This window comes from Pseudomonas sp. NPDC086251, from assembly GCF_044746405.1.
Lineage (GTDB): Bacteria > Pseudomonadota > Gammaproteobacteria > Pseudomonadales > Pseudomonadaceae > Aquipseudomonas.
This window is the reverse complement of the sequence record NZ_JBIVBY010000052.1, coordinates 1-22,325: the sequence shown is the minus strand read 5'-3', so window position 1 is coordinate 22,325 and position 22,325 is coordinate 1. Positions and strand designations below refer to the sequence as shown.

18 protein-coding genes and 3 pseudogenes are annotated in these 22,325 nt (G+C 55.0%); 17 read left to right on the top strand and 4 right to left on the bottom strand.

Features of this window, described 5'->3' with window-relative positions:
* Positions 1-57 precede the first annotated feature (57 nt).
* On the bottom strand, positions 58-531 hold the full coding sequence (locus ACIPL2_RS33215; protein ID WP_401364513.1) for a winged helix-turn-helix transcriptional regulator: 474 nt from the start codon (positions 529-531) through the stop codon (positions 58-60).
* Between the two features lie 134 nt (positions 532-665).
* Between ACIPL2_RS33215 and ACIPL2_RS33210 the strand changes: the two genes are divergently transcribed.
* From ACIPL2_RS33210 to tnpC, 13 genes and pseudogenes are all read left to right on the top strand, one after another.
* The gene (locus tag ACIPL2_RS33210) at positions 666-1,898 is read left to right on the top strand and encodes an MFS transporter (RefSeq protein WP_401364510.1); all 1,233 of its coding nucleotides are present in this window, start codon (positions 666-668) and stop codon (positions 1,896-1,898) included.
* A gap of 73 nt (positions 1,899-1,971) precedes the next feature.
* A complete protein-coding gene (locus ACIPL2_RS33205; RefSeq protein WP_401364507.1) occupies positions 1,972-2,268 on the top strand; it encodes a 2Fe-2S iron-sulfur cluster-binding protein in 297 nt (98 codons plus the stop codon).
* 92 nt (positions 2,269-2,360) lie between these two features.
* On the top strand, positions 2,361-3,113 hold the full coding sequence (locus ACIPL2_RS33200) for a hypothetical protein (RefSeq protein ID WP_401364504.1): 753 nt from the start codon (positions 2,361-2,363) through the stop codon (positions 3,111-3,113).
* 13 nt (positions 3,114-3,126) lie between these two features.
* The gene (locus ACIPL2_RS33195) at positions 3,127-4,527 is read left to right on the top strand and encodes an acetyl-CoA carboxylase biotin carboxylase subunit family protein (RefSeq protein ID WP_401364501.1); all 1,401 of its coding nucleotides are present in this window, start codon (positions 3,127-3,129) and stop codon (positions 4,525-4,527) included.
* A 15-nt stretch (positions 4,528-4,542) separates the two neighbouring features.
* Positions 4,543-5,871, top strand: coding sequence for an acetyl-CoA carboxylase biotin carboxylase subunit family protein (locus ACIPL2_RS33190; protein ID WP_401364498.1), 1,329 nt, complete (start codon positions 4,543-4,545; stop codon positions 5,869-5,871).
* 68 nt (positions 5,872-5,939) lie between these two features.
* A complete protein-coding gene (locus tag ACIPL2_RS33185) occupies positions 5,940-7,166 on the top strand; it encodes an acetyl-CoA carboxylase biotin carboxylase subunit family protein (RefSeq protein WP_401364495.1) in 1,227 nt (408 codons plus the stop codon).
* Between the two features lie 82 nt (positions 7,167-7,248).
* A complete protein-coding gene (locus tag ACIPL2_RS33180; protein ID WP_401364492.1) occupies positions 7,249-8,145 on the top strand; it encodes an EamA family transporter in 897 nt (298 codons plus the stop codon).
* A gap of 24 nt (positions 8,146-8,169) precedes the next feature.
* Entirely contained in the window at positions 8,170-9,501 is a 1,332-nt protein-coding gene (locus ACIPL2_RS33175) for an aminotransferase class V-fold PLP-dependent enzyme (protein ID WP_401364489.1), read from the top strand.
* Positions 9,502-9,967: 466 nt separating this feature from the next.
* Entirely contained in the window at positions 9,968-10,615 is a 648-nt protein-coding gene (locus ACIPL2_RS33170; RefSeq protein ID WP_401364487.1) for a DUF1120 domain-containing protein, read from the top strand.
* 140 nt (positions 10,616-10,755) lie between these two features.
* The gene (locus ACIPL2_RS33165; protein WP_401364484.1) at positions 10,756-11,406 is read left to right on the top strand and encodes a hypothetical protein; all 651 of its coding nucleotides are present in this window, start codon (positions 10,756-10,758) and stop codon (positions 11,404-11,406) included.
* A gap of 244 nt (positions 11,407-11,650) precedes the next feature.
* Positions 11,651-11,797: pseudogene (locus tag ACIPL2_RS33160) on the top strand (transposase); the annotation flags it as partial.
* Between the two features lie 130 nt (positions 11,798-11,927).
* Positions 11,928-12,248, top strand: a complete 321-nt coding sequence (gene tnpB, locus ACIPL2_RS33155) for an IS66 family insertion sequence element accessory protein TnpB (RefSeq protein ID WP_401364482.1) — start codon at positions 11,928-11,930, stop codon at positions 12,246-12,248.
* Between the two features lie 76 nt (positions 12,249-12,324).
* Positions 12,325-13,797: pseudogene (tnpC, locus tag ACIPL2_RS33150) on the top strand (IS66 family transposase).
* A gap of 1,682 nt (positions 13,798-15,479) precedes the next feature.
* Here tnpC and ACIPL2_RS33145 read toward each other — a convergent pair.
* Positions 15,480-16,139 carry a response regulator gene (locus ACIPL2_RS33145; RefSeq protein WP_401364479.1) on the bottom strand — a complete coding sequence of 220 codons (660 nt, stop codon included), beginning with the start codon at positions 16,137-16,139 and terminating at the stop codon, positions 15,480-15,482.
* Between the two features lie 394 nt (positions 16,140-16,533).
* Here ACIPL2_RS33145 and ACIPL2_RS33140 point away from each other — a divergent pair, with 394 nt between their 5' ends.
* The 4 genes from ACIPL2_RS33140 to ACIPL2_RS33125 all read left to right on the top strand — a co-directional run bounded on the left by ACIPL2_RS33140 (position 16,534) and on the right by ACIPL2_RS33125 (position 19,659).
* The gene (locus tag ACIPL2_RS33140) at positions 16,534-16,860 is read left to right on the top strand and encodes a hypothetical protein (RefSeq protein WP_401364477.1); all 327 of its coding nucleotides are present in this window, start codon (positions 16,534-16,536) and stop codon (positions 16,858-16,860) included.
* A 1,736-nt stretch (positions 16,861-18,596) separates the two neighbouring features.
* On the top strand, positions 18,597-19,076 hold the full coding sequence (locus ACIPL2_RS33135; RefSeq protein WP_401364474.1) for a hypothetical protein: 480 nt from the start codon (positions 18,597-18,599) through the stop codon (positions 19,074-19,076).
* Positions 19,007-19,213, top strand: a complete 207-nt coding sequence (locus ACIPL2_RS33130) for a hypothetical protein (RefSeq protein WP_401364549.1) — start codon at positions 19,007-19,009, stop codon at positions 19,211-19,213. The genes ACIPL2_RS33135 and ACIPL2_RS33130 overlap by 70 nt, the downstream gene beginning before the upstream one ends.
* A gap of 188 nt (positions 19,214-19,401) precedes the next feature.
* A complete protein-coding gene (locus ACIPL2_RS33125; protein WP_401364471.1) occupies positions 19,402-19,659 on the top strand; it encodes a hypothetical protein in 258 nt (85 codons plus the stop codon).
* A gap of 392 nt (positions 19,660-20,051) precedes the next feature.
* Here ACIPL2_RS33125 and ACIPL2_RS33120 read toward each other — a convergent pair.
* Both ACIPL2_RS33120 and ACIPL2_RS33115 read right to left on the bottom strand, forming a co-directional pair.
* Positions 20,052-20,210 (bottom strand): annotated as a pseudogene (locus ACIPL2_RS33120) (Tn3 family transposase); the annotation flags it as partial.
* Between the two features lie 579 nt (positions 20,211-20,789).
* Positions 20,790-22,325 (bottom strand): C80 family cysteine peptidase (locus tag ACIPL2_RS33115; RefSeq protein ID WP_401364468.1); only part of this gene is annotated, 1,536 nt, incomplete at its 5' end.

Genomic DNA, 22,325 nt, shown 5'->3' with positions numbered 1-22,325 from the left:
TCAGGCCCCATTACCTTGGGTGAAGGGGCAGGACCGTGTGTTGGCTGGACGCATATTTTACAGGGCTCGCTCATTCGGTTGTTGCTTGACTTCGCGGCGCCGGTAGCAATCCTCGGGGCGAAGGACCGAGCCATGGGCGGACCGGACGTCGATAAGCGTGACCGGTTCACCATAAGCTTTGTCGAGCAAAACCGAGTGTACCTCTCCAGGCTCAAACAGGTGTTGTTCCCCCCATTGACGCAGTGCTACCACGATTGGAAAGACCGAGCGTCCCCGCTCCGTCAACATATATTCCTTATAGGCGCCGCCGTCGGCGGCCGGATGCACCTCAAACACCCCGATCTCGACCAGCAGTTTGAGCCTTGACGAGAGAATGTTTTTTGCGAGCCCCAAGCTTTTATGAAAGTCGCTAAAGCGCCTGATGTCATCGAGCGCATCGCGGATAATCAGGAGACTCCAGCGCTCCCCGATCGTCTCCATCGCCCTTGCAACAGGGCATTCACTGATTTCAAGTGACGGTTGCTTAGCCAAAATGGTCACCTCATCAAGGGCAGGTCAATCGCCCGCGATTATATGCCTTTGACAAAATGAGGTTGCGGAAAAAAACCAGGCCTGATAAAAATCGAGCTTGGTAGTAAAAAGCAACCAATTTGCCAGTAAGGCTTATGAATTCAAAAACGGACTTTAAAGACGCGCTTGTCGCGCGGGCAGCAGCGGACTCGCCCCTGTCGCGTAGCACTATCCAGGTATTTTCGGTGGGGTGCGCGTTGGCGGTGGCCAACGTCTATTTTGCCCAGCCGTTGCTGAACTCGATGGCGCACAGCCTGGCTGTCGAAACGGGGTTCGTGGACATCGTCGTGACGGCGAGCCAACTGGGTTATGCCATCGGCCTTTTTTTCATCGTCCCGCTAGGCGACCTGATCAATCGCAAAGTCCTTATTCTTACCCAACTCGTGTTATCCGCCGGGGCCCTGGCCATTGTCGGGTCTGCCCAGCACTGGTCTGTCCTGCTCGGCGCCACGACGCTGGTGGGCTTGTTGGCTGTCGTCGTTCAGGTCGTAGTCGTCTATGCCGCTGCGCTGGCAACGCCTTCACAGCGGGGACAGGCAGTGGGCGCCGTTACCAGCGGCATAGTGCTGGGAATTCTGCTCGCACGTTTGGTGTCAGGCGTTATTGCTGATCTGGCTGGCTGGCGCGCGGTTTACTTTGTCTCGGCAGGGTTGATGCTAGCCCTGGCGGCAGTGCTGTCCAAGCTCATTCCCGCCACCAGCCTACCGCGGCATGCAGGCTCTTATCGCGCCCTGCTGGCATCGGTCTTCCACCTGTTTAAAACTGAACCAGTGCTGCGGGTCAGAAGTGTCTTCGCTCTGGTGATCTTCGCGGCGTTCAGCGTTCTTTGGACATCAATGGTATTACCCCTGAGCGCGCCTCCGTTGGCGCTGTCCCATACGCAGATCGGTCTATTCGGGCTGGCCGGCATTGCTGGCGCCCTCGCGGCATCGAGAGACGGCCGCTGGGCAGACCGGGGGCTCGGACAGCGAACGACGGGGATTTCACTTGCGCTGCTCGCATTTTCCTGGCTGCCCATGGCTTTTGCAGAAACCTCGCTGCTTGCGCTCATTCTGGGCGTTGTCATCTTCGACTTTGCTGTTCAAGCCGTGCATGTCACCAATCAAAGCCTGATATTCGCCGCTAGGCCCGATGCACAAAGCCGCCTAGTCGGCGCTTACATGTGCTTTTACTCGCTGGGTAGTGCGCTGGGAGCCATCGCAGCGACTCAAGTCTACGCGCTTGGGGGGTGGCAAGCGGTGTGCCTGCTTGGCGCCTCCATCAGCGTCGCCGCTTGGTTGTTCTGGCTAGGCTCGCGAAACGTCGAGTACTCAACGCCCTCTCTTTAAACTCATCGTTTTCTTTCTAACGTTCCCACGCACCTTGACGTGTTTGGAAAGTGTCGACGCAGGATTCATCATCATGCCACTGTATACATTGACCGTCTTACCCGCTCAACACAGTTTTCTACTCTCCGCCAATGCACCGCTGACCGATATCGAATATGAAGCCAATGGGAAAAACGTTATTCCGTTTGGTTGCCGAACAGGTGCGTGTGGGGCCTGCACCATTAAAGTCATTGAAGGGCACGACAACTTGACGCTGCGTGACGATGACGAGCAAACCTTTCTCGACATGCTGGGTTATTCCGGCTCTGACTATCGCCTGGCGTGTCAGTGTTGTTTAAAGGGCGCCGTCACCCTTGAAGTCATCCGCTGATAGAACAAAGGCACGCACCGTTAAGCGAGCTTAGATCCCGCAGCAGTTCCACCCCTGTAATTCAACCTTAAATGAACCTTGTGAGTTTAATCATGTTAAATCGTGTGAAAAATGTTGGTTATGGCAATCGCCTACCCTTCTTGAGTGCTTCTGAGTCGGTGACGTTGCGGGCCGAAATCGACCAGCTCATTGATCATCAGATCGAACAGTGGTACGCGACCGTACCGGCAGCGGCGCACCTGGAGGGGAGAAATGTAGATAGTGAATATTACAAGCGCCATCTCATCGAAACCGCTTGGCGCATTCGCCTGCTGCGCGTTGCAGAAGCCAAGACCCTGTCGGAGATCGCCAAGATCAACCCTGAGGCTGCGCAGATCTGGGCCAATTACGAACAAGAAGAAATGCTTCACGACGAACTGTTCATTCAGGATCTTCAGCAGGTCGGTGTAAGCCGTGACACATTTCTTGCCACCGAACCTTACTTATCCACCAAATTGCTAACCGGCTTTTTCTCTTACTTGTTGGACCATGAAGGTCCGTTGGGCGTGGTGGCGTATTCCTATCTGGTCGAATACGTCAACGTTAAACTTGAGCCACGCAAAATCGAGGCACTTAAAGCCTCAGTGGGTGAAAAAAATGTTATCGGCCAAGTGTCTCACTCGCACACCGATATTAATGACGATCACCCCGGCGAAGTGTGGGCCGCCCTGCGTTTTCTGCTCAAGGATGCGACGGATATCGAGGCCTTGAAGCGATACTTGGCGGAACATCAACGGATACTTGCACTGTACTTCACTGAACTTCACGAAGACACCCTCGTTAAAAAACACGTGGCGGCAGCCTAAGGAAGCCTCGGCAATGAATGACAAGAATTTTGGAGTGATGATACTCAGCCACTGCGGTTACTCATTTCTCGACGACCTTAAAGTGGAATTGGCGCGTCGCCAACTTAAATGCTTCGTATTGTCCTCATTGCCGGATCCTGAACATGCGCCGTACCGCTTGGAGCAAATCCGTGGTTGGGCTGACCACCTGCGTGTGACGGGTTCGCACCAATTGCAGATCGCCGATATCGACGCGTTCCTGGAGAGGCTGCAAGCACAGGGCGAGCGGGTCATCGCTTGCATTTCCGTCTGGGAGGGGTATCGCCATTTAATGGCGTACGCCAATCAGCGCCTGGGCGTCTACGACCTTGACTGGACGCAATGCCTTTCCTTGCGTAACAAGTTGGCCATGCGAAATCATTTGGCCGATGCCGGACTTTCGCAGGCCCGGGCCATTGCGCTGAATGCGTCGAGCCTTGAACGCTTGAAACAGGATGATCTCCGCTACTTTATCAAACCCATTTTCGGTATTGCCTCTTACGGCACCTTTACGCTGCAAGCCGATACGTGCTGGTCGACGCTTGAAAAAATTCGCCGCGAAGCGGCCGACGACCTGGTGTATGCCAGCGCCTTTAATGGCGAAGTCACCTTCATGGCCGAGCACTACATTGAGGGACGCGAGTTCAGCTTCGAGGTCATCGTCGCCCAAGGCCGCGCGCATGTCATCGCGATCCACGAAAAATGCGAGCTCACCGAGTCGGTCGATACCGTTTTGGAAAACAGTTGCACCAGCCCGCCCGTCTCCATCGATGAATCCGCCGTCGCCCAAGGGATCGCCTGGGTTGGCGAAGTGCTGGAACATGCCCAGCTCAACTGGGGATGCTTTCACATTGAGGCACGTTTCACTGGTGAACAATGGGACCTGATCGAAATCAACCCTCGGGTGGGCGGCAGTCTCATCTCCCAAAGTGTCGGTGTGCAAACGCAAGGTCAGACCCTGTTGTCACTGTGGATCGACTTGCTGCTCGCCTCAGGTCTGCAACAAAGCGACGCCCTCGACAGGTGGGTCCACAACATCAGCCAACTGGCCTACACCCGAGAAGGGACGTCACCCCACCCGATGGCGACCTTTTTCCGGGTGTACTTTGCCAAACCGGGCACGCTCGAACATGTCAGCGTGCTGCCGTTGCTCCTGCAGCCCGTCATCACCCATATCCTGCTTAAGGCGGGCGACCACGTTCCGGCACAGGCGCGAGAAGTGTTCCTAGGCCAGCTCCTGTGGGAGTTCCCTCGCGCAGAGCACCGGCAAAAACTGATGACCCTCGCACACCTGTCGACCGAAGCGCTCGATATCCGTTACGTCGCCGCGCCGCCCCAGGCAACGCTGAGCGCACCCACGCTCGCCGCCGCGCAAAAGAAACCGATCAACGCCTGAACGAGTCAAGACGAGATGCCATCCAGCCAGCCAGTGTTACTGATTATTGATTACAACCTGAGCCGCATCGGCGAAGTTTCTCAGATGCGGGAATACGCAAAATCGCGCTGGGGTGCGCTGACCTGGCTGATTCGGAGTAAGCCACAACCGATCGACTTGACGATTAGCGATGCCGTGTTCAATGTCGATCCGTCGTCCGAGCGCTTCGTCGAACTAGCATTCGATGCGCTAGGTGAAGACCGTCATCGCGTAAGCGCGGGCCTGGTCTTTTCCGACAACGCGGTCGCCAATGGCGCGGCGCTGTTGGAGCGGCTCGGTCTGCCTGTGGACAACGCAATATTGGCCTCGGCCGCCTTCGACAAATTCGTCTACCGTCGTTATGAGGCACGCCAACGGGCGGTGCTTGAAGCCGATGGCGTGCTTGTCCCCGAGTTTCGTTTGATCCGCGAGCGTGACGACCTCGTGCAATTTGCCAAAAACTGCCCCGCTGGTTTCGTCGTTAAACCGACCTGCGAAGGCAACAACCGGGGGGTGGTCGTCATTCGTGAGGGCGACGATTTGGACGCGGCATTGCTTGAAGTCGGTCCTTATCTGCGCAGCGGCGTGCTCGCCGAACAACTCATACCCTATCGCCGGGAGTTCTCCTGTGACGGTGTGGGTGGATTGTCGTTCATCACTGAAAAGGTCAGCGTTGCCGGCCGTTATCCGGTTGAGGTTGCGCAAGTGCTGCCCGCCAGCCTGACCGCTGTCGAACGCCAAACCTTGTTGAGGACCGGTGCCCACGTCAATCAGTTGATTGGTCAACAGCACGGTCCTTTTCACAATGAAATCAAACTCAGCGACGATGGCACCCGCGCCGCCGTCGTCGAACCGAACCGCCGCCCGGGTGGCATGAAAATCTGGTCGCTAGCCCAGCATGTCCATGGCTTGAATCTGTTTGAACACTGGATCGACTCCGTATTTGGCGAGGCGCTACCGGCGACTCTGCCAGACCCTGTGTGCAGCGCCGCCACGGTCATGCTGGGGGTGCATCAGGACATCGATTTCGCGCCGTATGACATCCCGAACGACGTGCGCCCTTTGACGCGCGCGCTGTGGGCCACCGCCAATTACTTCGATCTGAGCTGCGCCGAACTGGTGGCCCATGATTTTACCTGGCTGAGTTTGGAGGCGCGCCAGATTCGACAGATCCCCCGCGATAACAATGACTTCGCCGCGCAGGTTTGCATCGTCCTGCACTCCTCGCGGGTTGATATGCGTGACGTGGTAACCCTGCTACGCGAGCAGTGGCTGATTGTTCTGAAAGACTCGCTCGAACGCAAAACAATCATGCTGGGGGCTTGATCTATCAACCGGCCAAGCCAACGGCCCTACCGCACTTCATTGCCCTATCGGGTTTTTAAGGCAGAATTATGAACATTCTTATCCTTCACCGTATTCCTTATGCGCGCATCGACTATCACCGCGGCATCGATCATAGCCAACACCAGGTCACCTACATCGGCGAGCAAGCCCTCATCGCCACGCTGCCGCAGGATTTGCGCTGTACTGCCGTGGTACGTCCAGGTAAAGCGGACTCCTTCGCAGAAGTACAGGCCTGGCTCGAACAGCACCCCCAGCACTTCGATCGCGTCATCTCCCTGTCCGAGTACGAGCTGCTGGCCGCCGCGCGACTCAGGGACACTTACGCCATACCCGGCGCCTCGGTCAGTCAAGTCCTGTTGACCCGCAACAAACTGTTGATGAAAGACGCCGTCGCCGCCAGCGGCTTGCGAGTGCCTCGTTACCAAGCACTTGCCGATTTTCTGCAGAACCTGCCCGCACTGCCCTGGAGCGGGAAAACCGTGGTCAAGCCACACAGCGGCGCCTCCAGTGTCGGCGTCGAGATACACGCGAGCGCGATGCAGGCGGCGCAAGCCCTGAAACGTCGCATCGCGGACGGCACGTTACTGGCGAATGCCTTTGAAGTGGAGGAGTTTATCGAGGGGTCCGTTCGCCATTTCGACGGACTGATTCAAGACGGCGCACTTTACGAAATCACTGCCAGCCAGTATGTCGGTTCTTGCCATGGGTACATGGAACATGGTCAGCCCCTGGGCTCGTTTCAGATTGAAGTCACGCCCAACATCAGGCAATGGGTCGAACAGGCGCTGGCAGCAGTGCAAATCCGCAATGGCTCCTTTCATCTTGAGGCGATCATGGAGGGCGATGAGCCGGTGTTTCTCGAGGTGGGGAACCGAGTGGGCGGAGCTGAGGTGGTGGCTACCTTCGAAATGGCGACTGGTGTGCACTTGCCATCACAGGAACTGCGTATCCATCTGGGGACGGAGATCTTGTCCGAGCGCGCCGCGCGAAGCCAGGAGCGGCCGTTCTTGGGCTGGTTCGTGTATGCCGGTCATTGCCAGCAGGAGGCGACGTTTCATGGTCTGAGCGGTGCCGAGGATTTTATCCAGCATTGCGCGGTGGTGCAGTGGAATGCGCTTCGCCCTGGCGCCGATCTGCCCCGTCACGTCACCTATTCGGCACACGAAGCGCCGTTGTCCGGCATCGTCAAATTCGCCAACGCTGATCAGACCCAAGCGTGGCTGGAAGATTTATTCAGTCAGGTGCAATTGCGTGAAGCCAGCCGCCTGGATTGAGTGCACTGATGCCGTCAAAAGATTGGGTACCGCCCGATCCCTACCCTGTTCCTAATACCCTGACCCACCGGAAAGTGATTTTATGAAAGTGCACCATCTACTCCTAGCGATCCTCATAACCGCTATCTGGGGAGTCAACTTTTCAGTCATAAAACTGGGGTTAACCTCCGTCGACCCGTTCATCCTGGCCGGGATCCGTTTTACGCTTTGCGCACTCCCCGCCATTTTTTTTATCCGCAAACCCGACGTTCAGTGGCGTTATATCATCGGCTATGGCCTGGTCTTCGGCATTGGTCTGTGGGGGATTGTGAATCTAGGTATCAAGTCCGGATTGTCCGCCGGGATCGCCTCGCTGGTGCTGCAGTTCAGCGCTTTTTTCACCATCCTGCTGGGGGCCTGGGTGTTCAAGGAAACGATCACCCGCTATCAATTCGCCGGCATCGCCATCGCGATCGGCGGTCTGTTGAGCATCATTTTCATCGTCGATGGCTCAGTGACCGCTTCCGGTCTGATGCTGGTGCTATTCGGCGCCGTGGCGTGGAGCGTGGCGAACGTCATCAACAAAAAAGCCAAGACGACACAAGTGTTCGCTTTTTTGGTCTGGTCCAGCGCTTTCTCCCCCATTCCGCTGTTCCTACTCGACTACGCGGTCAACGGCGCCGACGGGTACAGGGCATTGGCAAGCCAGCTTGACTACCAAGCGGTGCTTTCGATCTTGTTTCAGGTCTACCCCAATACGTTGTTCGGGTACTGGGTCTGGAACTCGCTGCTTAAGCAATATCCGGTCTCCACGGTGGCGCCGTTGTCGTTGCTGGTTCCCATCTTCGGCATGCTCGGCTCGGTGGTGATTTTCAACGAAAGCCTGACAGTCAGCAAAATCGTCGCCGTGCTGCTGATCGTCTCAGGGTTGGGGGTGGGCCTGTATGGCCAGCGGATCAACAATGCCTTGTTTTCTCGACCTGCCCGGCCTCTGAGCTGAGTTCGCATTTTTAAGGAGTCTAATTTGGTTATCGCACGTCGCGACTTTCTCAAAGGCACAGTGACCGCAAGTCTGGCCAGCAGCCTGCTCTTAAGCCCCGCGGTTGGCGTGATTGCCAGGGAATTGCCACTCGAGATGGACCCGCATGACTGGGCGTCAATTCGCGCCCAATTCAAGCTCGCCTCCGAGGTCGTACACCTTTCCAACTTCTTCTTGGCGTCCACCCCCTTACCGGTACGTGAGGCGATGGCACGTCACCGTCAAGCCTTCGACGAAAACCCCTACACGTATCTTGAAGATCATATGTTTGGCGCTGCGCAAGACATGCTGTGGCGCAAGGTGTGCGTTGCGGCAGCTGACTATGTGAATGGCCAAGCGGAGGAGATCGCGCTCACCACCAGCACCACACAGGGGTTGTCGATGATTTATAACGGGCTGCGCTTGCAGCCCCATCAAGAAATCCTCACCACGACCCACGAGTGGTACACCCACGATGAAGCCATGCGTCTGGCCTCATTGAAGTGGGGCGCCAGCATTCGCCGCATCGACCTTTACCAGCACCGCGACGAGGTCAGCGCAGAGCGCATCGTCGAGCAGGTGCGCCACGCCATCATGCCCGCTACGCGTGTGGTCGCCATGACCTGGGTGCATTCCGGGACTGGTGTCAGACTTCCAATCAAGGACATCGGCACCGTCATCATCGAAGCCAACCGGAAACGTGAGCAGAACAATCAGATTTTATACGTGGTCGACGGTGTGCACGGGTTTGGCTGCATCGACCAGGATGTCTCCGATCTGGGGTGCGACTTTTTCAGTTCCGGAACTCACAAATGGATTCTTGGCCCACACGGCACGGGGCTTGTATGGGCGAAAGAAGCCAGTTGGGCGCACATCATCCCGACCATTCCCAGCATCATGGCCAGCGAGCCCGCCAATGCCTGGCGGCAGGAACGGGCACCTATGGGCGCAACGCAGGCCTGCTGGGTCAGCCCTGGCGGGTTTCTGGCTTTCGAAAACCAGTGGGGGGTGATCGAGGCCTTCGAATTCATCAAGCAAATCGGGCGCAAGCGCATCGCCGATCGCGTTGCACAGCTTAACGGTGCGCTGAAAGAGGGTCTGGAACAAATGCATCACGTCACGCTCCACACACCGCTTCAGCCTGAGTTGTCGGCGGGCATTGTCTGCTGCGAAGTAAAAGGGATGGAGCCCAGAGCCGTGGTCAGCGCATTGAAAAATCATTCCATCATCGCCAGTGCCACACCGTACCGCCAATCAACGGTGAGGTTCTCGGCGGGCATCGTTAATAGCACAGCCGACATCGAAAAAACGTTAAAGGTCATGGCTTCTTTGGCGTAATCGATTCAACGGCCAGGCCGCTTTTCGGATCGGCTTCGATGGCGAAGGTGCGTCCGACAGATTCCTGGCCTGAGCACCCTCTGGCACGGCGCTCGACTCGCCCGCGATCGAGGGCATTTTGCTGAACGGCTCGCGAGAACACCGGACATATGCCATGCATTAGCTTCGCGGATGCATGTGCGATCGATTTGCCGAGAACGTTGCGTTCCCTTGCCGAAATGCTGCTGGCCGCTGTCCCTGCTGGCGCAGTTATCCTCGAACTTAGAGCGCATGAGCCCATTCGTATGCGCAACGGCCGATTAAGATCAGGATCGCCCTACAGAAAACCCTGGCTAAAACGATATTTAATCCCTTACGTGAGGTGATAAACACAGGACTCTGGAGGCAGAAGCGTTAGGCTGATGCTTTGTGTTTAACCGCTGAGCGGCCCAGCGAGGCATTCCGCTTTTTTTTAGGAAGGTACGCTATGAAAAAACTATTAGTTTTACCCTTCTGTTTGCTCACCCATGCAGCGGTAGCAGCCACTTCACTGAATCTAAGCGTGACCGGCACCATCGAGCCGCCGTCCTGTGACATTGCCTTGGCCGGGACCGGGCAAGTAGATTATGGCAATATCGTCTTAAACCCCACCGGCATCACCGGCGCCTCGCTTCAATCGCAACGCAAAGACCAGGCGCTTAGTATCAGCTGTTTGAGCCCCGCTTATACCGGCTTAAGACTGGTCGATAATCGAACTTCCAGTGTACCGGGGACTGCTAACGCGACGAAATACGGGCTGGGTTTTGATAGCGCGAATAATCCCATTGGTTATTTCAACATTGCGATCAAGGATGTTCTGGTCGATGGTGGCGTCGGGCAACTTAAAGTCACAGCCGATCCGACTGCCGGCACGTGGGCTGCTGTCTCGAGTACAGCCCTAATCGAAACGTACGCCTTAGCCTCAAAAACGTATGCCTTTGACTCCGCGACGACACCGACTACGGTGCCCAAAGCGATGACCACTATGACGGGAACCATCACGGTCGGTGAGCAAATTCAGCCACGCAATACGCTCGATACCACGACGGAAATTGTGCTCGACGGTTCTGCGACTTTTGAGCTGATCTATTTGTAAACGCGGTGATTCAGGGCTCTATGCGGTATTGCACAAGACGCTCGTCCTGAACGGGCGTATGCAACTAGAGGGACCGAATGCTCAAAAGTACCATTTAGCTCATGCGTTAACTCAGCAGATCCACCTTGGAGAGCGCAGCGATGAAACAATTATTCGTGATCCCACTGGTTCTGATAGCACATGGCGCCGTTGCAGCCTCCACGGCTGGGCTCGCCGTTAATGGATTTGTGACCCCTCCCTCCTGTTCGATTGCCCTCAGTGGGGACTTAAACGTGTCATTGGGCACGATTGCTGCAGGGGCGCTAAATCAGGCGGCCCGTACTGACCTGGCTGAGGCGGCGGCAGGCAACCTGGATGTCAGTTGTATCGGCCCGACCTTGATTGGGCTGTCCGCCATCGATAACGTTCACGCCACCACGTACTTTCCCGGTGCTTCGGATGGCAAGTATTTCGGCTTGGGCACGGACAGCGACGGCAATAACATTGGCAATTATCAAATTTATTTAGATCACCCCGTCATCGACAGCGCGCCAGGTTATATGACCATGTCGACGGACAATGGCAGCACATGGTTCTCGGTGAGCGGGGCTAACAACGCTACATTGCTTCGTGGCGCGATCACTACTACCTCTTCATGGAGTAAAGTCGCTGCGGGCGCTCCGCCAAGCCTGCTCACTACGGTGTCAGTTCCCATGATCATCAGACCCATGATCGCGCCGAAAAACAGTCTTAATACGACTGTCCCTATTAATCTGAATGGGTCCGCAACACTTGAACTCGTCTATCTGTGATCGAGGAGGGTTACACTACAAACACGTGCCATAAATAACTCTATTACCGCTAAAACTCCCTTCGGCATGAAGCCTTGCGCTCACCTACCGCCTAATTGCCACATGCGGGGTAAGCGTCTGGAGAAGTCACCTTCCGAACTCCAGCATTAAGGACGATGGTGTCCGCGTATTTTTAAGCGGACGCGATCGCCCTTAACGTCAGGATTTCCATGCGCCAAGGAAGCTCTTACCCGAATTCTTCAAGGCCCAGGTTGTTCAGGAATGCCTGCAACCGGGCGCAACCCTATCCAGTGTTGCCATCCTCCACGGCATCCACGCCAACGTGATCCGCAAGTGGCTACCGCTTTACCGAGATCAGCCACCAGCAGCGTTGCCGGCTTCGTTCCGTTGAGAGCTACACCCAAGCGGCAGACGGAAGCTTTGGCGATTATTGAGCTGCCATTTGGCGAGTAGTCGATGTCAGTGAAATGGCCGATGTCTGATCCTGAAGGCTGCGCTCGTTTTGTCCGTGGACTCACGCAATGATTCGCATCGAGACCATCTGGCTTGCCACCGAGCCCTTGGACATGCGTGCCGGCACTGAAACGTCGCTGGCCAGGGTGATCGCGGTGCTCGGTGCGGCGAAGCCGCACTGCGCTTATCTGTTTGCCAATCACCGCGCAACTCGCATGAAAGTGCTGGTGCATGACGGGTTTGGAGTCTGGTTGGCTGCTCGCCGATTGAACCAAGGAAAATTACACTGGCCCGGCATTCGACAAGGCTGCGAGATGGAGCTGGATACCGAGCAACTTCAAGCGTTTGTGCTCGGCCTACTTGGCAGCGTGTTGGGGTTGGCGGTGTAATAACACTGCTTCAAAAAGCTGTAATTAGCTCCTTGGCCTGCTGCCGCAAGCTACCTGCTCGCCCGACCTCGATCAGATGCCCCCCGACCAACTGCGTGCATTCGCTGCGCAGTTGCTGTCGCAGGTTGATTCTCTCGGGCAGCAAGTCGACAGGATGGGCAAGAAGAACGACCGCGACCAAACCATCATCGAGCAACTCACCCACGAAATCGCATGGTTCAAACGTAACAAGTTTTGCCAAGCGCAGTGAGCAATTGAGTCCTGCTCAGGGCAGCCTGCTCGACGACCTTCTTAATACCGACATCGCCATCGAAGCCTAGCTGAAAGCGTTGAATCCGCCGGCTGCGCCGGCCGAACCACGCAAGCAACCCAAGCGTGTACCTTTGCCTGCGCAGTTTCCGCGCACCGTGATTTATCACGAACCCGAACACCCATTGCCCCTGCGGCTGTCAGCTCCAGCCGATCGTCGAGGACGTCAGCGAGAAGCTGGATTACACGCCGGGCGTGTTCACCGTCGAGCAGCACGTGCGTCGGAAATGGGCCTGCGGCCAGCGCGAAACACTGAACCAGGCACCGTTGCCGGCCCAAGTTATCGACATGGGCATCCCGACCGCAGGTCTGCTGGCTCACGTGCTGGTGGCTAAATTCGCCGACCATTTGCCGCTGTACCGACAAAAGAAAATCTTTGGCCGCGTCGGCCTGGCTATTGCCCGCTCGATCGGCCAAACCGGTGTGCAGCTCCAGCCCCTGGTTAATGCGCTGCGCGAAGCGGTACTCAGCCAAGGCGTGATTCACGCAGACGAAACCCCAGTGCAGACGCTCGCGCCGGGCGAAAAGAAAACCCATCCTGCTTATGTCCGGGCCTACTGCACAACACCGGTTTCGGCACTTAAAGCAGTGGTTTACGACCTCAGCCAGAGCCGTGCGGGTGAGCATGCACGCAACTTCCTTGGGCAATGGAACGGCAAGCTGGTTTGCGATGATTTCGCCGGCTACAAAGCAAGCTTTCAGCAAGGCATCACCGAAATCGGCTGCATGGCCATGCCCGCCGCAAGTTCTTCGATCTGCATGCGACGAACAAAAGCCAACTGGCCGAACAGGCGCTGCACTCAATTGGCGGGTTGTATGAAATCGAACAGCAAGCGCGGGAAATGACCGACGAGGATTGCTGGCGAATACGTCAGGAAAAATCGGCGCCCCTTATCGACGCACTGCATACCTGGATGCTGGCCAAGCACGACCCTTGTGCCTGAAGGCTCGGCTATCGCCAAAGCTCTGGATTACAGCCTCAAGCGCTAGGGCGCACTGGCCCGATATATCGAGGACGGTGCTGTGCCCATAGATAATAATCCCCTGGAAAACCAGATACGGCCGTAGGCACTCGGTCGCTCCAACTGGTTGTTCGCCGGTTCGCTACGCAGCGGCAAACGAGCAGCGGCGATCATGAGTTTGATCCAGTCGACGCGCATGAATGGGCATGATCCATATGCCTATCTCAAAGATGTTGCAGACGGGGCTGGCAACGCACCGTGCCAGTGAGATTGATTAACTGCTGCCGCATCAGTGGGTGCCGGCCTGAGTCGCGCAAGGTGACTTCGGCGGACGCTTACTCTTTTTCAACCCCCCACCAACATCAATATTTCCTTAGCATCTGAGCCCCGTGCCCAGCAGTTACCCTATACTTCAGATCAGTGGAACCCCATTCCCCAACATTCGCCTCCATAGCGTCTAAAAATTTAGTTGGCGCCCAGCTTTTATGGAAACAATTTCTTACAGATTGCAAGTTACCGAATATTTCAGGTTGCTCATAGACTTCGCTCCGGGGCGCGAGAGGCAACTACAGAGTATGCCTCGACCGGGGGGTCTATAACTCAGACCGCCTCTCGCGCGCCAACTCATTACCGCTCGGCCTGCATCAGACCAACCATGGATGCAGGTCGAGACGCGATCTATATCTTCGGCACTTGCCGAAAATACGGACACCCAGTTCGGCGAGAAGGCTTGTCAGATAGCGGTGTCTAATGACCCAGCAATGGCGTGAATCCATTCCGTGAAGAACCTCTAGCGGAACCGCAGTTACGCTGGACGCTTGAGCGATTGCAAACCGCAGTTTTCATTGGCGCCACCGCAGCAAGATCGGCCTTAGCGCTTTAGCGGCGTAGCCTAGGGGCGAAGCGAAAGATCCCAGCCAAACCACCGCGCCCGCCAATCCCAATTGAGGTGGCATTTCGCCAAGAAGGCAGCCTGACTCGTCTACGAGCGCCGGTGGGAACATACAGAAGTATACAAAGGCACTTATCCCAGCCCACATTAGAAAACTACAGATCACCCAGTACCAACGTTGAAAGCAGCGCCCCTTTACGGAGAATGCTTGCCATGTTGTAACGATGAGAAGCGCAAGAAAAACGGCGACTATGATGCTGATGTAGAGCAGTTTGTCTGGTGACCAATCATTCAGATTAAAAGATGCGGTTGTCACTCTTTGGTTGTCCTTATTTCAAGGATAGGGCGGGTTGTAACACCTGTATGTGGTGACCTAATGCCCTTCGAATAATCAACATCAGGCTCGGAGCAATCGCAGTCAGTTTTCCTGCGTCTGAGCTTTGTGCCGCTGGGCGCCCAAAAGGCTGCTCGTGCTATTTATGAGGCGCTCCCACCGTACCGCGCACAGCAAGCCGCGGGCCCGCCGAAATAGCTCGGTGGATTGGCAATGGCCGCGTATCAAGGTAACGAAGCCATTCGCCCAACTCTGTTGGCGTCAGCGACTCTGTATCAGCGGCCCGGTGCTTCGCGTGACTGGCATGTCGCGCGCTGGGCTTGATCGTATCGCAAAGACTTTTGCCATCATCTGAAGCGCTTGCGGCGCCAAGTGCGCTTGGGCCGCCTAGCTGAATGCGGTTTGCCGGTAGCGCCCAAGAAACACCTGCAGCTTGATGGCCTTTGCCCTGCCCTTTGACCTTGCGACCTCATCCCTCTTTCTATCATTGGTCCCGGCGATCACTTCCAGCTCAGGCTGCGATAATCGCGATGCATTCCCACATGAATACGCGGGGGCTGGTTCACGATAAGCAGTTTATTGTTCGGTCGTGTGTGCCTGGTCTCGGGGGTATTCGATTCACTGTCGAAATCAAAACAGCGCGGAGCGCGCCGCCTGCTAAGACCGGTATTGTCCTGACTGACCCGCTGTCGGCAAAGGGCCTCAGCGGCGGTGCTCGTGCAATCATTTGCCTGTTATTTGAATCGGTGCACAATTTCCACGACACTCTTGGCGTTCAATTTTCGTAAGGAGCGGGTCTTGAAGGTGCTGATGGTCTTATCACTCAACTGCATGCGTTCTGCGACCTGAATGTTACTCAGCCCTTCAGACAACAATTGGAGAACCTGACGTTCACGCCCCGATAAAACCGTCATTGGGTCTTCAGCACCCAAATTTTGGTCTTGTTGAACCCAGTCTGGATAAAATGTCTCGCCGCTCTTTACACGCTGTAATGCCATCGACAAGGCGCTGAGATCCTCCCCTTTGCTGACGAACCCATGCGCACCGGCAAAGACGCAATTGAGGATTGATAAACGCGACGTATGGGCCGAAAAAACCAGTGTTTTAATGGGTAATTTCAGCAGTTTGATATGTTCAAGAACCACCAAACCACTCAACGCAGGAAGATCCAGCTCGATGATCATCAGCTCCGGCTCATGTTGATGAAGATGCCGAATGGCTTCTCTTCCATCGCGCGCCTCGGCGATCCCTTCCAGGCCATGCTGTGATACACATGTATGCAGCGCCGACCGAATAATCGGATGTTCGTCCACTATGAGCACTTTATTATTCGTTGGCGTATTCCGGGTCTCGTTGGCGCCCGATTCACTTAAAATATTAAACGACTTGCGCATTTTTAACTCGCATAGGGGACTTTTATGTTGTTGGATAGGGGGCGGCCAATCAGTGCTGGTGCCCGCGGTGACTTACCCTAGTCCGATGAAGGAGAGCGTATTTATCCATTCCAGCTTACGCGGTGTTGAGTCGCGAGGACTGTAGGGGATTCCTTAAGCTGTTGGCGTAACCACCTTCAACCATTGACGAGGTGCCCGGCGCCGTCTGCCAGCACCGCCTCGTGAGCGCTGGCCGCATTTTCAGTATTCGCCTACAGAAGTGACCTCAAGGCCGCGGGTTAAATGCGCAGCGACGTTGCTGACAGCCTCGAGGACCTGAGCAGCAGGGCATTTCAATCAACCTGGCCCTCACTGCGCCGGGTGATATCTGGCAATAACTTAATGAGGAAACACCGTGATCGACGAGCCAAGATTGGCGCCACGCGAGGCCATTGTGGCGGCCTTGGAGGAGCAAAAAGAGGAGTTTTTTGCCGCCGGAAATACGATCCAGCATATTCAGATTGGTGTTAGCGGGCTAACTGCACCTCGCACTCCGGATGCCCATTACCTTCAGTTGCAAAAAGAGCGCGCCAAATTGGCGCCGGCCTTACGCAAACTGGCGGAAGCTGGCAACACGATCAATGCGGCGGCGCTCGCGCTGAACATTAAAACCGTTCGCGCGCAAATGATTGCGCGAGAAAATGCGATTCAATTCAGAGCAGATGGCTTTCGCTCGGAATAATGCAGCCTTGCCAGGGTTCGGTGGCATGGATTGATTCTGGCGAACGCTCCGGCCCAAACCTGCGAGGTTTTTTCAGAAGTAGCGGGGGGCTTGACCTTTCAAGGCTGGGTGAGGAAAAATCCGGCCTCGATAGTCATGGGTTGGCGCGTCGCTGCCATGTCGCGGGGGCAATCGAGCAGCGTTCAGCGGCGTGGGGCGTTGCCTTTTAATGGCTCCCCATCGCCCTGACGCCTCTCGACGTTCTATACCATCGAAAAAAAGCTGCTATGGTCCTGCGCGTTCTCAACCCTTGGCAGGGCGACAGGGAGAACAAAAAACCCGGCAGGGCAACCTGCGGGTTTTCTCATTTCAAATGCCTGTCACGACGCATTAAAGATTTCCCTACCGGCGGTGACATATCCGCCTACAGGCTGCGCGAAAATTATCGAGTACAACTGATCTCCTGAGAAAGCTGGCGGTGTGGACGGTGTCCAATTTTTAATGGGCGGACGCTTTTTTTGTATAAGGCCTGCCCGTTAGCTTTCTCTCTACCACACTCCATAATCCATGCGATCAAGTCACCTTTGCAGCCCGCTAAGGTCAGGACACGTTCTGCACTTACATCAAGTGCGCACCCGTCTTGGCCATTTCAATGGGTAGTGCATACCGTCCAATTCCCTTCTCTTTCAAGCCATTAAAACACCCGGCCATTCCTGAGGGGGTCGCAGTCAGGTGCTTCGCCGCAGCAACATGCTGCGCCCTCCCGCAACGCGTTTTTTTCAGCGTCTAGCCGTTGGGTCGAGCAGGCTCAGTACTTTTGTTGAGGCAAATGATGACGGAATCCCTACATTCCAAGACAAATCCTCGGCGCGAATATTTTATCTTTTGCATAGCGCTTCAATTCAATGTGACGAATGAATCAGCAGGTGACCATCCGTTAACGACCAATACAGCAAAAAAATCAACAGCCTAGTTGCTGAGACAGAGCCAGAGAGATTGTTATTACCTCATGGTGGGCGATGCGCAGCCATGGTAGGACACCACAGCAGAACTTATAGAAGATTACAAGGATGTCTAAAAGCACTTTTTACGGTGGGACCTGTTCTTTCTTTTCGCGGTATCAATGACAGTGGCCAGTGGCAGTCACCGTCCTGATTGACGTCGTCAGCGGCTCGGTGTTTCCGGCGCTTTCGGTTGACGGCAGAGTCTGTCCGGAGCCCACTATTTTGCTGGAGCGCCCCAAGGAGACCCTCCTTCGAAACGATCTGAGCTGTGAATTATACAATCAGGAACGGACTATTCAGTACGGTATCGACGGGGGACCGCAATGGCAGTTTTCAATCCCAGGCCGGGATGTTGTGCCCCGAATGGCTTACGTATCATGCAATGGTAATTCAGACCCTAGCAGCATGCGAAAATTGGTACGCCCGGAGACGGCCGTTTGGGCTGATCTGATCAGCAGCCACGACAGCTCGTTGCGCTCAACGGACTACTTGTTAGACAAGGAACAGATGTGGCACGAACAACAAATCCATGACAACGGGCTTCAGCGTTTCCATGTATTAATGATGGGGGCGATCAGATTTATTTTGACTCGATTTGGGAGGATATGAAGCCGCTCAAAAAATGGGTCGGCATGTCACGCAAGATGCAATTGGCATTCAAGGTACCGGCCAAGCTGGATCGAGAGATTTAGGCCTATTATTTCGGTCTGTACGCGAGTCGCTGGCTGCCTGAAAGTCGACGCGACTGGGGGCATGGTGGGGCCAGATGCGATAGCGAGAATCCCGACGGTGATGATGTGGGATGACCATGATATTTTCGACGGTTGGGGATCTTACAGCCCGGCGATGCAACACTGTGAGTTATTCAAGGTGATGATGCGGCATGCGCGTAAGGCGTTCTGGGTGTTCCAGATGCAGCATGCGCTTGCGGACCTGCCGCCCCTTCAGGCTTCGCAGCATGCGCACGTTTCCCCGCAGGATCCACAGTACCAGCCGATTCAGTGGGGCGCCCCAGTTGCAACACAATCGTGCCCCTGCCACTTCTTGAGGGGCAACCGGGGTTCAGCTTTGGTTACCATTTGGGGCCCTTATCGCTGTTTGTTGCTGATTTGCGTACTGAACACTCTCGCACTCAGGTATTGGGTGCCGATACTTGGAGCGCCATGCAAACGTGGTTCAACACCCTTCGAGACGACAAAGCGGTGCCTTCCGATACCAAATGCCAGCACCTGATCTTCATGTCCTCGGTGCCTGTGACACACCCCAAGTTGTCGTTAGCCGAAGGGTTACTCGATATTTTTGGCCAGGATCATGTGCTCGACAGCAATGCGGATGACTTAAAAGATCACTGGTCGCATGGCGATCATTAGGGCGAGCGCAAGCGTCTTCTCGAGTCGTTGAGCCGTGTGGCTGAGCAAAAGATGTTACGGGTCTCCATCGTCCCCGGAGATGTGCACGTGGCCACCTGGGGCAGTTGTGTTATCGCCTGGACATTCCTCCGACGTCCAACTGGTCACAGATTCAGCAGTTCACGTCCTCGGGGGTGGTGCATCCTTTCTTGGTCGGGGTCACCGAACGGCTTTTTCTTCAGCTGCTGAATCATACCGCCGGTAAGCTCCAATCCATCGATGTGCAGCATCGCGTCGAAATGATGTTGTTTCCTGGTTTTAACCGTTATGTGATGCTCGCGCGCAATTGGTTGGCATTTGAGTTGGACGTAGGGAGCACAAAACGCTCTAACCTTTGGGCATCCTGGCGCTGCGAAACCGAGCAGGGCTTTTCCAATTACCTGCAATCGGTATCACCAGCTCAATAAATGGTCCAACTGCGCCGCCCTTACCTCCCTTCATGTCCGGCCGCCGCTTGAGTCAGCCTTCCCAAAAGGGCTACGCAGGCCCTGCTGCTGTGTGGCAAGGCCAGACAGCGAGGCTGTTTATGAGGTACTGCACGTAGCAGGCGAGCATTCGTAAAAAGGTCGTGATTCTTTACGATGTCCTGCCGTTGAGGGTTTTCCCTACTTCCGATCCACCCGGTTTGCGCTTTTAATTCGTAACGGAAGCCGACATACGTGCTCTGAGGTCGTGAAGGACCCTCTGGGTTAGGATGTGCGCCCTTTCGAACACCAGTGATTGACATTGCACCTTTGCCCACATCTCTTGCCCTGGGAGGTGTGGGTTTTTTTATCGTGTTCGACGCTACCCAAATCCTGAAGAATACCGCCCTGGCCAAGGCGTTCCGTGGCTCGCCCCTGTTCAGGCCAGAATACACACAACGACGTAGCTCGACACTTTGCAGCCAGTCGAGGATAAACAGCGATCGCTCGATCCGGCCCAACTCCCGCAGGGCAACGGCCAGGCCGTTCTGGCGCACTCTTTGAGCCTCTGAGGCACTCGGTCAGAGATGGTCGTAGCCGAATTAAAAGATTAATTAAAAGTATATATCCGACGCTGTATTTTCGTACAGGTCAACTCGTCTTTAGCGCGTGCACATTGTGGCTCAAACAACCGAGCGCAATAACCACTGGTGGTAGACTTTCTATGTCAGTCAAAAACGTCGAACGGAATGTTGCTCATGGAACCTCCTGTCTCATTTTAAGACATGAAGGTTTTTGTCTGGAAAGCGTAGATGGATACTGCTTTGAAAAAGCTCAGCGCAGCGTTCTTTTTAGAACACTAGATGCAAACGTAGAATGACGGTGTATTCTGACGATCCAATCTCGGCGCTATAGATATCCATCTTGAAGTGCATAAATCGGATTTTTTATATTGCCCAATATGCCCTTTTTAACGGTTTTTTTCACCTGAAGTGACTTCATGGTGTGAATCACAACGCCGGCTACGGAACTAACGCTATACGATGGTTTCTTAGCAAACTGCGTCCTTGTATCGTGAGCCTGCGAGGTAGCCCTTTCAAGCTCACGATAATTCTGGCTTTAACGTTCCTGCGTTATTTCCCGGCGTTGGGCTTGAGAATCTGGTCGGAACTTAAAGGCAGTTCCTTCCAAAGCCCCATATCCAAAACGGTTGAATCAGGGATATTCACACCTTCGCTGGCCGAGATAAACAGCGCGTTTCCATTGTTCGTCTTAGTGACGGAATTAATTACAAATGGAGTATTTTTTTGAACCAACACCTCCCATTGATCTGAGCGAACACCCATGACATTAGCGCCTGAGCGTACGCCATCCAGTCGATAATAAATCAATGGATTCGTCGAGCTTGGCGTTCCTTTGAAGCCTTTGACTAGACTTGGTGATAGGGACGTAGATAAAAAACCGTTGCCCATCATGACGCGTCCCGGTTCAATCTTATTGAATATACTGTCTATAGGCTCTTCGGCGCGCATCACTCTAAATATGGGGGTTGCAGATGGCTGCGCCATTTTATTGATGAAGGACTCCGTATTGTTTATGTGTTCTGCTATAAGCCCGCCAGGTTTAACCCCTTCATTTCTGAGTGCTTCAGAGGCTTCATTCATGTAGACAGAACCTTGTTGGGTATAATGATCTACCGAGTCCTGCTCGCGGGCTGTCACTCCTTTATTTAGATAGCTCGCCTTTAATTGCTGGGACTGTTTCGCCTCCAACGATGCGGAGGGAACCGTCGCGTCACGATCAAAAGCTAAAGCGAGTTGTTTTTGCGCCTGCACGCTAGTACCAATTTTATATTTTCCACTATTATCGAATACGTACGTTCCTGTTGTCTTGTACGCTCCTAGAGTCTTGACAGTGCCCGAATTTATACCGTGGACTTCCCCAGAGTTGATCTCCTTCGAGGAACTTCCCCCATCAAACTTATAACTTTTCTTCCCCAACGCGGTAGAATCGCTATCACTCACAGGATGCTTGCTCCCTTGGACATTCACCGAAATTGAGCCTTCATACCCTTTAACGGTCGTTTCAATACCCTGCGCTTTTAGCGACTTGTCCAACTGGCCAGTCACACTCGACGGATTAGCGCACGTCCCCGTATTGCATCCCACAGCGGTCACCTTGCTCACGTTAAGGGCAGAGCCATTCTCTGCGCGTAACTTGACCACCTCCTGAGTCAATTCCTTGCTATTGAGCCCTCCCAGGGTTGGCGAGCCATCTGGCGCGGTATCATGATGGCCCAGCAGTTCCACCTTGGCGCGTCCGCTGATGCTATTGGGATCGCCGGCCACCACGGTGTTGTTACCTCGTGCATCACGCTCGATCACCACCGTGTTGTCGGGGTGTTTGGCTTGCATCCGCTGTACGGCCTGATCAGTGACTGGATCCGATTCGAGCTTCACGATGACCCGAGTGTCGTACTTGTCAGCCGAAGATGGCACTTCACTGACACTTTTCCTTGGCTCCCCTTCTTCCACTATGGACGGTAAGCGCTTGGCCGTCGGAGCGGGCTCGGTATCGAAATCGATGACCACATCTTCCGTGCCCACAGGGGCTTTACCGACGCCTGGTCCGCTTGCGGATGCCGCAGGTTCGTTGATGACGGCTGAGTC